The organism is Sandaracinaceae bacterium, assembly GCA_020633055.1.
Classification (GTDB): Bacteria; Myxococcota_A; Polyangia; order Polyangiales; family Houyiibacteriaceae; genus JADJJE01.
This window is the reverse complement of sequence record JACKEJ010000007.1, coordinates 379,712-393,962: the sequence shown is the minus strand read 5'-3', so window position 1 is coordinate 393,962 and position 14,251 is coordinate 379,712. Positions and strand designations below refer to the sequence as shown.

Annotated in this window: 11 protein-coding genes; 5 read left to right on the top strand and 6 right to left on the bottom strand. The window is 70.4% G+C overall.

Annotated elements, in window-relative coordinates; all coding sequences use genetic code 11:
* Nucleotides 1-86: 86 nt before the first annotated feature.
* Nucleotides 87-1,037, bottom strand: a complete 951-nt coding sequence (locus tag H6726_15145) for an SRPBCC domain-containing protein (GenBank protein MCB9658986.1) — start codon at nucleotides 1,035-1,037, stop codon at nucleotides 87-89.
* Between the two features lie 211 nt (nucleotides 1,038-1,248).
* Between H6726_15145 and H6726_15140 the strand changes: the two genes are divergently transcribed.
* Together H6726_15140 and H6726_15135 are read left to right on the top strand one after the other, a co-directional pair.
* Nucleotides 1,249-4,881 (top strand): hydantoinase B/oxoprolinase family protein, encoded by a 3,633-nt coding sequence (locus tag H6726_15140; protein MCB9658985.1) that lies wholly within the window; start codon nucleotides 1,249-1,251, stop codon nucleotides 4,879-4,881.
* A complete protein-coding gene (locus tag H6726_15135) occupies nucleotides 4,878-5,498 on the top strand; it encodes a DUF2062 domain-containing protein (GenBank protein MCB9658984.1) in 621 nt (206 codons plus the stop codon). The genes H6726_15140 and H6726_15135 overlap by 4 nt, the downstream gene beginning before the upstream one ends.
* A 63-nt stretch (nucleotides 5,499-5,561) precedes the next feature.
* Here the strand turns inward: H6726_15135 and rsmA are convergent, their stop codons facing one another.
* From rsmA to H6726_15115, 4 genes are all read right to left on the bottom strand, one after another.
* Nucleotides 5,562-6,389, bottom strand: a complete 828-nt coding sequence (gene rsmA, locus H6726_15130) for a ribosomal RNA small subunit methyltransferase A (GenBank protein MCB9658983.1) — start codon at nucleotides 6,387-6,389, stop codon at nucleotides 5,562-5,564.
* A complete protein-coding gene (locus tag H6726_15125) occupies nucleotides 6,386-7,960 on the bottom strand; it encodes a DUF58 domain-containing protein (GenBank protein MCB9658982.1) in 1,575 nt (524 codons plus the stop codon). The genes rsmA and H6726_15125 overlap by 4 nt, the downstream gene beginning before the upstream one ends.
* Before the next feature lies 1 nt (nucleotide 7,961).
* A complete protein-coding gene (locus tag H6726_15120; protein ID MCB9658981.1) occupies nucleotides 7,962-8,894 on the bottom strand; it encodes a MoxR family ATPase in 933 nt (310 codons plus the stop codon).
* A 64-nt stretch (nucleotides 8,895-8,958) separates the two neighbouring features.
* Nucleotides 8,959-10,212, bottom strand: a complete 1,254-nt coding sequence (locus tag H6726_15115) for a hypothetical protein (GenBank protein MCB9658980.1) — start codon at nucleotides 10,210-10,212, stop codon at nucleotides 8,959-8,961.
* Between the two features lie 244 nt (nucleotides 10,213-10,456).
* On the opposite strand from H6726_15115, the gene H6726_15110 reads away from it, so the two are divergent.
* Nucleotides 10,457-10,636, top strand: a complete 180-nt coding sequence (locus H6726_15110; GenBank protein MCB9658979.1) for a hypothetical protein — start codon at nucleotides 10,457-10,459, stop codon at nucleotides 10,634-10,636.
* Between the two features lie 63 nt (nucleotides 10,637-10,699).
* Here H6726_15110 and H6726_15105 read toward each other — a convergent pair whose 3' ends face one another.
* On the bottom strand, nucleotides 10,700-11,533 hold the full coding sequence (locus tag H6726_15105; protein MCB9658978.1) for an SDR family oxidoreductase: 834 nt from the start codon (nucleotides 11,531-11,533) through the stop codon (nucleotides 10,700-10,702).
* A gap of 137 nt (nucleotides 11,534-11,670) precedes the next feature.
* Here H6726_15105 and H6726_15100 point away from each other — a divergent pair, with 137 nt between their 5' ends.
* Nucleotides 11,671-13,002 carry a membrane dipeptidase gene (locus H6726_15100; protein ID MCB9658977.1) on the top strand — a complete coding sequence of 444 codons (1,332 nt, stop codon included), beginning with the start codon at nucleotides 11,671-11,673 and terminating at the stop codon, nucleotides 13,000-13,002.
* Nucleotides 12,999-14,216, top strand: a complete 1,218-nt coding sequence (locus H6726_15095; GenBank protein MCB9658976.1) for an FHA domain-containing protein — start codon at nucleotides 12,999-13,001, stop codon at nucleotides 14,214-14,216. Before H6726_15100 ends, H6726_15095 begins: the two co-directional genes overlap by 4 nt.
* The last annotated feature ends 35 nt before the right edge of the window (nucleotides 14,217-14,251 follow it).

Genomic DNA, 14,251 nt, shown 5'->3' with positions numbered 1-14,251 from the left:
GCAGAGTAGCGCTGGAGTTCTCTGGTGCGCGGCACGTGAAGGGCCGCACCAGGCAGCATCGAAGTCTGACCAGACGACGTGGCGATTCAACGACGCTTCTTGGGAGCAGTCTTCTTGGGCGCGGCCTTCTTGGGCGCGGCCTGCTTGGGAGCGGCCTTCTTGGGAGCGGCCTTCTTGGGAGCGGCCTTCTTGGGAGCGGCCTTCTTGGGCGCGGCCTTCTTGGGAGCGGCCTTCCTGGGCGCGGCCTTCTTGGGAGCGGCCTTCTTGGGCGCGGCCTTCTTGGGAGCGGCCTTGACGCGCTTGGTACTGGATGTGCTGGCGGGCGACACCGTCTGTGTCGACCTGCTGGATGCGGTCGTCTTCGTCCCCGGCTGCGAGCCCCGTGTATCGTGGCTCGCGCGCTCGGTGGCCTTCTTCGAGGCGGGCGGCGCAGCCGTCACGGGAGGATCGGACTGCGTGGAACCCTTCTTCTTGCGCAGGATGACGCGGCGCGCTTTGGGCGGGGGGTCGTCTGTCATCATCGGCGCATGCACGTTGCCGGCCGAGGTGATCGGGGTCCGGGCGCGTCGCATGCCCACCATGTCCGCCGTGGGCATCTGCCCTGCTCGGGTGGCCGCGCGGTGAGCCGCTTCCATGGCACCCGACTTTCCGAAGTAGCGCTTCATCGGATCCAGGTAGGCGGCGCGCCAGATCTCCCGAGCGGCCGCGGAGTGTCCCGCCGGGATCTGCGTGTGATGAATGCTCACCTTCGTGCCACCCGCGGCGGGCTGCAAGAGGATCTCCACGTGCGAGTCAGCGGCCTCTGGCGGAAAGTCCTGGGTGCGCCATGCCAGGAGGATCTGCTTGCCGGTGTCCAGCTTCACGTGCGTCGCTTCGACGAAGCGAGCCCGCGCGCTGACGCGACCTCCGACCCAAGGGTTGATCACCGCGACCGAGCCCGTAATGGCGCTGTGCCGCCTCGAGTCCATCCACGCGGCGTAGATGGCGTTGGGGCTGGCCGGTATCAGTGATGAGACTTGAACCTCTTCGAGGGACATAGCGGTGCTCATCCGTCGCGTGTCACAGCTCAGAAGTCCACAAAAACCTTGACTGCCTGCGCATCTTTGCAATCCGCCATTTCAAAATCGCGAGCAATTTCAATGTGACGATTATCGGCGATTCCTGCCGCTCCCGAGATCGCGCCACATCGGAATCGCAAGCGTCGACCCAGGCGCGATGGCGATGCGGCGGCCTGCTAGGCTCGCCACGGTGACCCCGCCCCTCCACCCCATCTACCTCGACCGCGGCGGCACGTTCTGCGACGGAGTCACACCGCTCGCGAGCGGGGGCTTTCGCACGGCCAAGCAACTCGCAACGGACGAGCCACCCCTGGACGTCATCCGGCAGCTCTTGGCGTTGGCGGACGGCGCGCGGATTCCACCTTGCGACATACGGCTCGGGACGACGCTCGCCACCAACGCCTTGCTCGAGCGCCGAGGCGCACGCACCGCCTTGCTCGTGACAGAAGGCTTCCGTGATCTGCTGGTGGTCGGGGACCAGGCGCGACCCGAGCTCTTCGCGCTCGAGATCCAGCGACCGGAGCCGTTGTACGAGGTCGTGCGCGAAGTGGGGGCACGCAGCGCCGCCGATGGTTCGCGGCTCCGCGATCTGGATCGGGGTGCGGTCAGCGAGGTCTTGCGCGAGCTCCGCGAGATGGGGATCACCTCCTTGGCGGTGGCCCTCATGCATTCCCCGATCGCGCCCGAGGACGAGCGCGCGATCGGCGCGCTGGCAGACGCGGCGGGCTTCTCCTGGGTGACGCTGTCGCACGAGGTGGCGCACGTCCGGGGCTATCTGGCGCGCACCGAGACGTGCTTGGTCGACGCCTACTTGACGCCCGTCATCCGCAGCTTCGTCACGTCGCTCGAGGCCGCGCTCCCCGGCAGCCGCATCCGACTGATGCAGAGCAGTGGCGACTTGATGGAGGCGGCGCACTTCCGCGGACGTGACGCCGTGTTGTCGGGTCCCGCCGGAGGTGCGGTTGCCGTCGGCAAGGTGGCCGCGCTCACAGGGGCGAGCCAGGTCGTCGGCTTCGACATGGGTGGCACGAGCACGGACGTGTGCCGCTACGGCGGTGCGCTCGAGCACGTGTACGACGCGCGTGTCGCGGGGACTCGGCTGCGGGTGCCCATGCTCGACATCCACACCGTGGCGGCCGGAGGTGGGTCCATCTGTCGCCTGCTGGGACGTCGCATGGTGGTCGGTCCAGAGAGCGCTGGCGCCCGCCCAGGACCCCTCTGCTACGGCCACCCGGATGCGGTCGATCTCACGTTGACGGACGTGGCGCACTTCCTCGGCCGCGTGCCCGCCGAGCGCTTCCCGTTTCCGCTGCATGCGGAGCGCGTCGCGGCGCGCTTGGGCGAGCTCGCTCACGAGCTCGGCTACGGTGACACCGACGCGTCTCGCGCGCGGGTCGCCGAGGGCTTCCTCGACGTTGCCACGGCCACGATGGGCGACGCCATCCGCAAGGTATCGGTCGCCCGTGGTCACGACGTCCGCGAGCACGCCCTCGTCGTGTTCGGAGGTGCCGGTGGACAGTACGCGTGCCGCGTCGCGCGTGACCTCGGCATCCGCACCCTGCTGGTGCATCCGCTGGCCGGCGTGCTCTCGGCGTACGGCATAGGGGTCGCAGCGACGGCATGGCACGGGACGCGCGACGCGGGCGGTGTGGGCCTCGAAGACGCCGCCCTCCCGGCGCTCCGCCTTTTGGCAGAGGCGCTCGTGGCCGAGGGGGAAGCGCTCATCGCCAAAGACGCGAGCGGCCTCGCCGGTGTGGACGCCCCTGTGGCGTTGAGCATCGAGCTGAGCGTGGACCTACGGTCCGAGGGCACCGAGACGTCGCTGTCCGTGCGGTTCGGCGACGTCGCGTGCATGTCGTCGGCGTTCGAGCGCGAGCACCGACGGCTCTTCGGCTACGTGCGTGACAGGCCGCTGCGCGTCGCCGCCGTGCGGGCGCGCGTGTCGGTCGAATCACGCGAGCGCGCGACCGCTGCGCACGACGACGCGATCACGAATGAGCCTTCGAGGGACGCGTCGCAGGCGATGCGGACACCCGTCTTCCTCGACGGCGTCCGCCAGCTCGTGCCTGTGCACGCTCAGGAGGAGCTCCCAGCCGAGCTGCACGGACCCGCGATGATCCTCGCGGCCACGGGGACACTGGTGCTGGAGCCGGGCTTCGTCCTCCGACGAGGGCCAGAGGGCATCCTCGTGCTCACCGACGAGCGACCAGTGGCCCGCGCTGCGCCTCGCGGGGACACCTCGGTCGATCCGGTGCGTCTGCAGGTGTTCCATCACCGCTTCATGGCGATCGCCGAGCAGATGGGGAGCGTGCTCGAGCGCACCGCCATGAGCACCAACATCCGTGACCGCCTCGACTTCTCGTGTGCCATCTTCGACGCACGGGGCGCGCTCATCGCGAACGCGCCGCACATCCCCGTTCACCTGGGCGCCATGAGCGAGTCGGTCGCCGCCGTGTGCGCCGCGCACCCCGCGATGGCGCCGGGGGACGTGTTCGCAACCAACGACCCGGCGGGGGGAGGGTCACACCTACCGGACATCACGGTGGTCACACCCGTGCACGTGGGGGAGGACCCGGCGCCCGCGTACTTCGTGGCGTGTCGAGGCCACCATGCCGACGTCGGAGGCATCACGCCTGGTTCCATGCCGCCGTTCTCGACCTCGCTCGTCGAGGAGGGGGTCGTGCTACGCGCGCTGCGCATCGTCGCCCAAGGGGAGCTGCACGTGGAAGCGCTGCGAGCGGCGCTCGCGGGCGGCCCGTATCCCGCCCGGCGGCCAGACGAGAACATCGCCGATCTTCGGGCCCAGGTCGCTGCGAACCGCCTGGGGGAGCGTTTGCTGCGCGAGCTTGTCGAACAAGAGGGCAGGGCGGTGGTGGACGCCTACATGGCTCACGTCCAGGACGACGCCGAAGCCTCGGTGGCCGAGGCCATCGCCCGCATTCCGGACGGGGAGCACCACTTCGAGGATGCCCTCGACGACGGTACGCCCGTGCGGGTGTGTGCGCGCGTCTCGGGGCAGCGGCTGTCCCTCGACTTCGCGGGGACGGGACCCGCCCGCGCCAACAACCTCAACGCGCCCCGCGCCGTGACGCGTGCCGCCGTCATGTACGTGCTGCGCGCACTGGTGTCCCGGGAGGTTCCTCTCAACGCAGGATGCGTGCGGGCGGTCGAGCTCTCGCTGCCGCCCGGTTGCTTGCTCGACCCTCCGGCCGAGAGCGCCGTGGCGGGTGGAAATGTGGAGACGTCGCAGCGCGTGGTGGACGTGCTGCTCGGGGCGCTCGGCCGGGTTGCCGCGAGCCAGGGAACCATGAACAACCTGACGCTCGGTGACGAACACTTTGGATACTACGAGACCATCGGAGGCGGCGCCGGCGCCAGCGCGCTACACCCGGGAGCGCCCGGAGTGCATACGCACATGACCAATTCGCGCATCACCGACGCCGAGCTGCTCGAGGCCCGCTACCCCGTGCGGGTCCGGACCTTCGGGCTGCGCGCCGGGTCTGGCGGGGCGGGCCGCCAGCGAGGTGGCGACGGACTCGTCCGCGAGTTCGAGTTCCTCGCGCCGCTCCATGTGAGCCTGCTCAGCGAGAGGCGCACCCGCGCGCCGTTCGGTCTGGCCGGAGGACACCCAGGCGCACGCGGCGCCAACTGGCTCAACGCACGGCCCATGGATGGAAAATTCGCCGTGCGCGTCGGGCCGGGCGACGTGCTCCGCATCGAGACACCGGGAGGCGGTGGGTACGGAGCCCTGGACTGCGCCGACGTCGATGTGAACGACGGCGCAGCGTCGACCGCGCCACGCGGCGCCGGGGAGGGTCCGTGAGGATCTGGCAGCGTCTGCGGGACGTGGTCGTCAACCGCATCCTCGGCCTCGACGATTCACCTCAACGCATCGCTCGCGGGGTGTTCCTCGGGTTCGTGGTGGCCATGACCCCCACGCTGGGTCTGCAGATCGTCATCTACGTCACGCTCGCCACGGCGCTGCGCGTGAACAAGGTGGCGGGGGTTCCCATCCTGTTCATCACCAACCCGGTCACGGCGGTGCCGCTGTACGGCTTCTGTTGGTGGCTCGGCAACCTCGTGCTCCACGCAGGGGCGGGGGACTCGAGCTGGGCCGAGGTGCAGGAGCGTCTCATGGCGGGCGAGTCCACCTCGGCCGGGATGTTCGAACAGCTGCTCTCGGCGGCGTTCTGGAGCCGTGTCGGCGACGCCATGGCTCAGCTGGGCGGTGAGCTGTGGCTGGGCTCACTGATCAGCGGGGTGGCGTTGGGCGTACCGGCCTACGCTCTCTCGTTGTGGGGCGTGCGTGCCTATCGCCGGCACGCGCTGCACGCGAACCCAGACCGCGATGACGCCCTCGGTGGCAACGAGCGCGTCACGACGTCCCTCGGGCCTCGCGGTGGCGACGAGCGCGCGCCGACCCCTCCCGACCTCACCTGAGCGAGGCGCCAACGGGGCGACGAGCGGCGGCCCGCCGCCCGCTGCGGGCGGGGTAGGGCCGCATCAGAGGTGCGCGGCGATGCGCGCGAACTCTTCGACCGACAACGTCTCCCCTCGGCGGCGGCCATCCACCTCGGCCATGTCGAGCGCCCGGTCGAGCGTGTCCGTGTCGGTGAACAGTGGCCGCAGGGCGTTCCGAAGCGTCTTGCGACGCTGATGGAAGGCCGCCTTCACCACCGCCTGCAAGGTGGGGGTCTCCTCCGCGCGTGGCTCGGCCCGCGGTGTCAGCTGCACCACGGCGCTCTCCACCTTCGGGGCTGGATGAAACGCGCCGCGGGGGACATCGAGGACGTGGTCGATCGCGTAGACCGCGGACAAGAACACGGTCGGCGCACCGTACGCCCGCTCGCCCGGGTGGGCGAGCCAGCGCTCGGCGACCTCTCGCTGCACCATCACCACCACGCGCGCGACGTTCGCACACTGGTCGACCAGACGGCGCGCGATCATCCCCGTGATCGCGTACGGCAGGTTGCCCACCACGACCACGGGACCCCCGGGACCCAAGAGGCCTTGCACGTCGAGTTGCGCCGCGTCTCCGTCGACCACGTGGAAGTTCGGGTGATCCGTGAGCTCCTTGTGCAACACGTGCAGCATGTCGGGATCACGCTCGATGCCTGTCACGGGCACCCCCGACGCCACGAGCGCGCGCGTGAGGGTCCCGAGCCCAGGGCCCAGCTCGACGCAGCGTTCCCCAGGCTTCAGGTCCACGGCGCGCGCGATCGCGCGGACGGTGGGCTCCGAGATCAGGAAGTTCTGCGAGAAGCGCCGCTTGGCGCCCAACCGGTGACGCGCCAGGACGTCGCGTGGGTCCTCGAACGAGTAGTCGGTCACGAGGCCAGCCTGGCAGACGGCGTCGGCAACGCCAGCGCTCCCGCGGCATCGGCGCCCTCCGCGACGCGCACGCGCACGCCAAGCCGCCCGAAGAAGACCTTCGCCTCTCGGACGTGTCGCGCCTCGGTGCGTCCGTAGACGGCGGCCTCGAGCGGGCCGCGAGTGGGCGTCGTCAGCAGCAGGACGGTCAGGGCGTGACCGTGCGCGTGGAGCAGCTGGATGGTGCGGCGCAGGGCGTCGGTGTGCAGGACCCCGTGGTAGTCCGTGACGAGCGTGATGGAGCGGGGAGAGCGCTCCCGCGCCGCGGCGACCTGGAGGGCCTCTGCCAGCGCCGGCCCCTTGCGACCGTGGCTGGCGTCGGGGCGGTGCGGGATGGGCAGTCCGCGACTGCGGCAGAACGCCCGCAGCGTGCGCGCCTCCTGCGTGTCCGCGTGGACCGTCTGCTCGAACGCCTCACGGTCCAGGGCCGCGTGGACGTGTCGCACGAGCGACCGGTACCGACCCGACTTTCCGGGCGAGAAGTCGAGCCCGTCTTGGTGCCGGATGTACCGCGCGACCAAGGCGCCGACCTGGCCGTCGTCGAGCGCCGTCAGGTCCGCGTCGACCACCTCGGTCGCCGCGAGCAGAGCGTCGTACAGCTTGGGCAGGTGCGTCGTACCTTCTCCCACGGGCACCTGGGCGATGGGGCGCTCGTCCGCGAGCACCAGGCCGACGCGGTCACCGTCTCGGAGCGCACGTTGGGCCAGCGCGGCGCAAGCGTCGATGGCGTGGTCGAGCTTCCGGGTCCCGAGCTCACCGCCCCGCATGCTGCCGGTCACGTCCAGCACGACGACGTGCGCCTCCTGCACCTCCTGCTCGACCTCTTTGATGAGCAGACGCCCGCTGCGCGCGCTCGCCTTCCAGGCGATGGACTTGAACGAGTCGCCCGGCTGGAGCTGACGCAGCTCATGGAAGTCGGTTCCTCCCCCACGCCTGCGCAGCGCCGTTCGCCCCGCACGGCTTGCCGCGTATCCGGTGCGTGGGTGGCTGCGGCGGGCGAGCGCAGCAGCGCGCGGCAGCACCCGCACGACGAGTGGGTTCGGGAAGTACAGCGGCATGCTGAACAGACCGAGTGGGCCACGGAGGGAGACGGCGAGCCCGTGCAACACGACGCGGCCCACCGCGCGAGCGCTCAGGCGGCACGTGAACTCCGAGCGCGAGCTGGGGGACACGAGCAGATCGCTCGCCGGGTTGGGCAGCAGCTCGACGCTCCCGGGCGCCAGCGGCCGCACGTCGGTCAGCGCGATGGCGTCGTGTCCGCGGTGACGCACGTAGCAGCGCACCTGGAACGGGATGCCTGGCACGATGGTGCCGCTGCCGCCGGCGCGGTCCAGCCACCAGGCGAATTCCAGGCGCTGCCGGCGGACGCGACGCCCGAGCGGCACCGTGAATGCGGCCAGCGTGGCCAGGGCGAGCAGCGTCGCGGACGCCAGCGTCACGACCAGGGCGGAGGAGCCGAGGAAGCCCAGTGCGAGGAGGCCCACCGCGGTGAAGAAGAGCAGGCGCGCCTCGCGGGATGGGACCGGGAGCATCTCAGCCTCGCCGCAAGGTCACGCGGGACAGGGTCTGCGAGAGGATGTCGTCGGCGCTCGCGCCGTCCATCTCGGCCTCGGGCGTCAGCACGAGACGGTGTGCCAGCACCGGTGTGACCAGGTGCTTGATGTCGTCCGGTAGGACGTAGTCGCGGGCGTCGAGGAGGGCGCGAGCGCGTGCAGCGTTCACGAGCGCGAGCGCTGCGCGCGGGCTGACACCGAGCAGCAGCCGGCCATGCGAGCGGGTCGCGCGTGCCAGACGCACCACGTAGGACAGCACCTCGTCTTCCACGTGGACGCGCTCGACGAGGCCCTGGAGCTCGAGAATGGCCGCGGGCGTAAGGACTGGGGCGGGCATGTCGGGCGCGGCCGCGAAGCGTCGCAGCACCCCGAGCTCTGCCTCTTCGCTCGGATAGCCCAGCATGATGCGTACCAGGAAGCGGTCGATCTGAGCCTCGGGCAGCGGGTACGTGCCGCCTTGCTCCACGGGGTTCTGCGTGGCCAGCACGAGAAAGGGCGCCGGCAGGGCCCGAGTCTCGCCCTCCACAGTGACCTGGCTCTCCTGCATCGCCTCGAGGAGTGCGCTCTGCGTCTTCGCGGGCGCCCGGTTGATCTCGTCTCCCAGCACGACGTTCGCGAAGATGGGGCCGGTGCGCAGGTCGAACGAGCCGTTGCGGGGGTCGAGCACGTAGGTGCCTGTGATGTCCGCCGGCAGGAGGTCCGGCGTGAACTGGATACGGCGGAAGCCGCAGCCGAGCGTCGACGCGAAGGCCTTGACGAGGGTCGTCTTGGCCACTCCAGGGACGCCCTCGAGGAGCACGTGGCCACGTGCCAGGAGCGCGACGAGCAGGAGCTCGGGCACGGCGTCTGGGCCGACGTACACGGATTGAACCGCGGCGATGACGGTGCGCGCGCGCTGCGCGGCGTGTCGCAGGACTTCGGCTGGGATGGGGCCCAGCCCGGGCTGGGCCAGTGCTACTTGTGGTTCGGTCACGGGATCATCCAGCGTCTTCGAGGGGAGTCGGTGCAGGGCGTGGGGCTGTCGCGGCCGCCGGGTCGGGGAGCCCGCCCAGCAGCGCCTCGCCCCCTTTTACCATGGAAGCGAGCGCGGCTCGTCGGAGGCGCGGCGTGCGGCCTCGGACGTCGACCTGGACCCACAGGCGATCCAGGCGACCGAGCAGCGCGGCGGCTTCGTCTGCTGCCTGCGGGGCGAGGCGGACCTGGAGCGCGCGGAGCACGTTGGGGCCGTCCGTGTCGGGGTGCAGGGACAGGCGGCGACGCAGCTCCACCAGCAACTCGAAGCGGTATGCGAGCGCCGCGGACAGCGCGTCGTCCTCGGCGCGGAGGAGCGCCAGACGCCCTCCCGTCCCGCCCGTCGCGCGCCCCTCGACTGGCAGGAAGATGCTCCGTTGATACGGCGACTGCTTGGGCAACGCGGACGCCGCGAAGATCAGCAGGATGGCGGCGATCGCGGCGGCGACCCCGCGCACCATGAGGTCCGGCAGCTCGAGCGCGCCGGCGCGCTCGAGCGAGAGCCGCGTGCGCTCCAGCGGTCGGTCTGCGTTGAGCGTGCCGAAGCGGCCGTGCACCACGCTCCCAGGCGTCATCAAGAACACGCGCCCCGACCCGTTTTCGGATTTGAGATACTGCAACAAATTCAGCGCGAAACGCTCGTTTCCTCGAAACTGCATCATGTTGTTGATCAGCAGGCTGGGGTCGCCGATGACGATCAGCCGCCCCGAGCCGACGGCGCCCGCGAGCACCACGGCCGCGTCCGCCTCGCCGAGCGCGAACACCGGCACGAGCTCTGGATGGGCGAGGGCGGTGGGGTGGTTCGTGACGAGCGCGCTCACCCCGGCCGTGATCGGGTGTGCGCCGCGCGGTGCAGCGATTGGGAGGTTCGGATTGCCGCGCAACCCCTCGGCGCTCACGGGGACCCGGGTGATGCCGAAGATGCGCAGGAAGCTGCCCGCCTCGCCAAAGTCATCGGCCACGGCCACGCGCCCACCCTCGGCCATGAAGCCACCCAGACTCGCTGGCAGCGACTCACTCGGGTAAAGGATGACGAGCGCGTCCTCACGCGTCAGGGACCCCAGGTCGAGCTCCGACGGTACTTCCAGCGGGATGTGGTGCTCGGCCGCGATCTCGACCAAGCGACTCAGCCCATCCCACGCTTCGCTCTCGGGCGCATAGGGCCTCTCTTGCGCGTGGGCGACTCCGAGCGCCGACAGCGCACAGGCTCCTGCGAGCACCCGCAACGCAAGAACTCGCCGAGCGCGGCGGAACCGTTGTGCCCCTTGCACGCGTGGCCGATCAGGCGGGTTGGTCATCGGACGTCACGAACCTACAACATCACGGACACCCGCCGCCGCGAAACGTTTCGGACGCCCTGGCGTCAAAGGGAACAGGGCGTCACGCGGACGCCAACAAAAAGATAGTGTGAATGTTGTCCCCTACACCGCGCTTGGTATAGTGGACGACGAACGAAACAACATCGTGCTACCTCCGTTCATCATCGACCAGATCCGGCAGAGAGAAGAGCGAGAACGGTCCATCCGAGACCAACCCGCGCTTCAGCTGCCGCTGCCTCCAAAGCGGCCACCGCTGCCGCAGGCGGACGATGACGGGCGCGATCCAGACGCCCCAGAGCGCGGCGTGGTCATCATCGACCTCTGACCCCCGGTCGACAGCCGCGCCGTGACGGCGGCTGTCCGGTGGGTTTGCCTGATGTCCGAACCTTCAGCGTGTGGCTGCGTCCCAGTGGGCCACGAGTTCGGCTTCGGTCAGCGGTTGGTCCCCGTCACCCAAGTAGCCCTCGGTCTCGCTCACCTGGTACGCGAAGAAGCGCGCGCCGGCGACGCCGACCACTTGACCCGAGACCTCGCTCGCTGCGTCGCTCATCAGGTGCGCCACCAGCGGAGCGACGTGTTCTGGCGCGAGCTTGGCGTGTCCGCTCTGGAACAAGGGGAGGTCCTCGGTCTGACGGGTGAGCGCAGTGGGGATGACGGCGTTCACGCGCACGCGGTCCGAGCGCAACTCGAGGGCGGCGGTGCGGACCATCGCCACGAGCGCTCCGTGTGCCATGGCGCTCGCGAGCTCACGCCGCTGTCCATTCAGACCGGCGGTGCCACCCAGCAGCGCGACGCTCCCACCCCCGCTGCGCGCCATGTGCCGGTGTGCAGCGCGGGTCAACGCCAGCGGGGCTTCGACGGAGACCGCGAACGCGCGCGCGCGCGCCGCGTCCGACGTGCGGCCAAACCGCGCACGCTCCACCACGCCAGCGCAGGACACGACCCCGTCGAGCCGACCGAAGCGTGCGGCGGCCAGCTCGCAGAGGGCCTCCGGAACGCCTTGCTCCGTGATGTCGCGCCCATCGCTCTCCACCTGCGCTCCTCGGGCGCGCAGCTGTGCGGCGACCTCCTCCATCAGGCCAGGGGCCGCGCCGTGGCCGGTCACGTCGCAACCGACGTCGTTCAACAGCAACAGGGCGCCTTGGGAGGCGAACCGCGACGCGCACGCCAGCCCGACGCCGCGTGCCGCACCCGTGATGACGATGACCTTGTCTCGCAGCATCGCGCGCGGTGTATCGCGCGCTGGCTCGGTGTGCACCTCGGCGTTGCGGGGCACGTTCGTGGAGGGGCGTATTCGTTACGCATTGGGGGCGTCCACGCGCCCTTGATGCCCGCGACCTAGCGGAGTACATCGGGCCGATGCTCTGGAAGGCCGCACGCGACAGCACGACGGGGAGGCGCCGCCTGCTGCTGGCGAGCGGGGTCTGGGTGTGCCTCGTCGCCGCGTGTAGCGACGCTCCCGAGGGCGGGGCCCCACACGCGGCGGAGCCGAGCGTGACGACCACACGGACCGTCGAGCCAGAACGGGAGGAGACCGACCGACCGGTCGGAGAGCCTGCGCCATCGAACGTACAGCCCACGCCGCTCCTCGCGATCGACACCCACGCCGACACGACGCAGCGCATGCTGGACGAAGGCGCCGACCTCACACGACGGCTCCCGGACGGACACCTGGATCTGGTCCGCATGCGCGAGGGCGGGCTCGGGGGGGTGTTCTTGAGCATCTGGGTGGACCCGCGCAAGTACCGGGGCGAGCGCGCCTGGCGCCGCACGCTCGCGCTCGTCGGAGCGGTCGAGGAGCTGGTGCAGCAACACCCGGAAGTGGCCGCCCTGTGTACCACCGGCGACGAGGTTCGTGCGGCGTTCACGGCGGGCAAGGCAGCCATCCTCATGGGGCTCGAGGGCGCACACGGGCTCGGCACGGACGATGTCGACCAGGCGCTCGCGCGGACGCGGCAGCTCTTCCGGCGCGGCGTGCGCTACATGACCATCACGTGGTCCACCGACAACGTGTTCGGCCACAGCGCGACCGGGCGCGCTCCGAGTGAGGGGCTGACGGACGTCGGTCGTGCGCTCGTCGCCGAGCTCAACGCGCTCGGGATGATCGTGGACGTCTCCCATGTCAGCGACGCCACGTTCGAGGACATCGCCCGCACCGCCACGCGACCGCTGCTCGCCTCCCACAGCGCGAGCCGCGCGCTCGCCGCGCACCCGCGCAACGTCACCGACGACATGATCCGACGCATCTCGGCCGGGGGGGGCGCGGTCTGCGTGAACTTCTACGCGCAGTTCATCGACGCGGCCTACCGCGCTCGGCGCCGACGCGTCCAGCGACGCAACCCCCAGGACTTCAGCGACTTGAGCGCGCAGCACGGCCACTATCGGGGACGGGCCACCGCGGCGCTCGCGCTGGCCCAGCAGCTGGATCCCCAGCTCGGCTACCCGACGGTGGAGCGGCTGGCCGACCACCTCGCCCATGTCACGGAGGTTGGCGGACCTGGTGCGGCGTGTCTCGGCTCGGACTTCGATGGGGTGGGGGAGCTCCCCTCGGGGCTGTCCGACGTGTCCCAGCTGCCGGCCCTGCGCGCCGCCCTCGAGGCACGTCAGCTCCCCGTCGCGGCGATTTTCGGTGAGAATGTGCTGAGAGTGCTGGATGCCCAGCGCGCCGCACCCGCCGCCCCTGCACCATGAGCGACAGCCAACAAATCGTCATCGGACGCTCTCGCGACTGCGGACTCGTCTTGAGCGACGGAACGGTCTCGGGCCGCCATGCACGCCTCACCTGGCAGGGGGCTTCCCTCCTGGTGGAAGACCTGGGCAGCGCCAACGGGACGTGGGTCCGAGGCCAACGCGTCACCCAGCTGCAGATCCGCCCTGGGGAGGACCTCCGGCTCGGCGCGGTGTCGTTTCCGTGGGGTCACCCCGACATGTATGCGTTCCTGCGCCGTGGCGCGGCCGGCGACACCATTCTCGGGATGAGCATCCCGGGCCGCAAGTACATCTGTGGCGCCTGCGGTCAGACTGGGCTCATTCCCACGGGCTTCGACGGAGGCACCCTGTCGTGCGCAGCCTGCCATACGGCCTTGATCGTTGGACGTAGGCCCGTACCGGCCCCTCCTCGGCAGTCGTCGGCTGGGAGCATCCTCGCGTCACTGTTGATGTTGGGCGTCGCAGCGGGGATCGGCGTGTGGCTGTGGCAGCACGGAGGCGAGGAGCGAGCGCGGGTGGTGCGGGAGCAGCTGCAGCCCATCGGCCCACGGCCCACCAGCGCCGAGGAGCTGTCGGTGCGTGTCCACACGCGCGACCGCGTGGTGGCGTCGATGGACAGCTCGAACCCGGTCGTGCGGAACACCGCGGCGCGCATCGCCGCCGATGCGCAGGGCAATTTCAGCATCGAGCAGGTGGCGAACATCTTCAGCCACGTGCGAGGCAGCTGGCGCTACGTCAATGATCCGGAGGGCAGCGAGTACTTCGCGCACGCCAGCGAGACCATCACCAACGAGTACGTCGGCGACTGTGACGACTTCGCCATCGTCGTGGCCGCGATGCTCACCTCGATCGGAGGGCGCGCGCGCATCGTGATGATGAGCGGCCCCGAAGGAGGCCACGCGTACCCGGAGGTGTGCCTCGCCGGTGATCCCGAGGACGTGCGCGCTCACCTCGACGACCACTACCAGCACCTGCGCGACCGGGCGCTGCGACAGCATGTGAACGGCATCCACTACCGGCCGGCCGAGGACTGCCCGCTGTGGCTCAACCTCGACTGGAACGCCGGAGTCCCGGGAGGGGCGTACGAGGCCGAGAGCTGGGCCGTCGCCATCTACCCAGATGGGAGGACCGAGACGCTCGCGACGGCGGGCACACCACCGCCAGCCGCGCCGCCAGCCCCCGCATCGGGCGGTTGAGCGCCACCCCGCCACCCCATGGCAGCCCCTCTGCG

What these genes read in the sequence shown, in the direction of transcription:
- H6726_15145 (MCB9658986.1), bottom strand. Translation starts at nt 1,037, where the DNA reads ATGTCCCTCGAAGAGGTTCAAGTCTCATCACTGATACCGGCCAGCCCC.
- H6726_15125 (MCB9658982.1), bottom strand. Translation starts at nt 7,960, where the DNA reads ATGCTCCCGGTCCCATCCCGCGAGGCGCGCCTGCTCTTCTTCACCGCG.
- H6726_15105 (MCB9658978.1), bottom strand. Translation starts at nt 11,533, where the DNA reads ATGCTGCGAGACAAGGTCATCGTCATCACGGGTGCGGCACGCGGCGTC.
- H6726_15100 (MCB9658977.1), top strand. Translation starts at nt 11,671, where the DNA reads ATGCTCTGGAAGGCCGCACGCGACAGCACGACGGGGAGGCGCCGCCTG.
- H6726_15095 (MCB9658976.1), top strand. Translation starts at nt 12,999, where the DNA reads ATGAGCGACAGCCAACAAATCGTCATCGGACGCTCTCGCGACTGCGGA.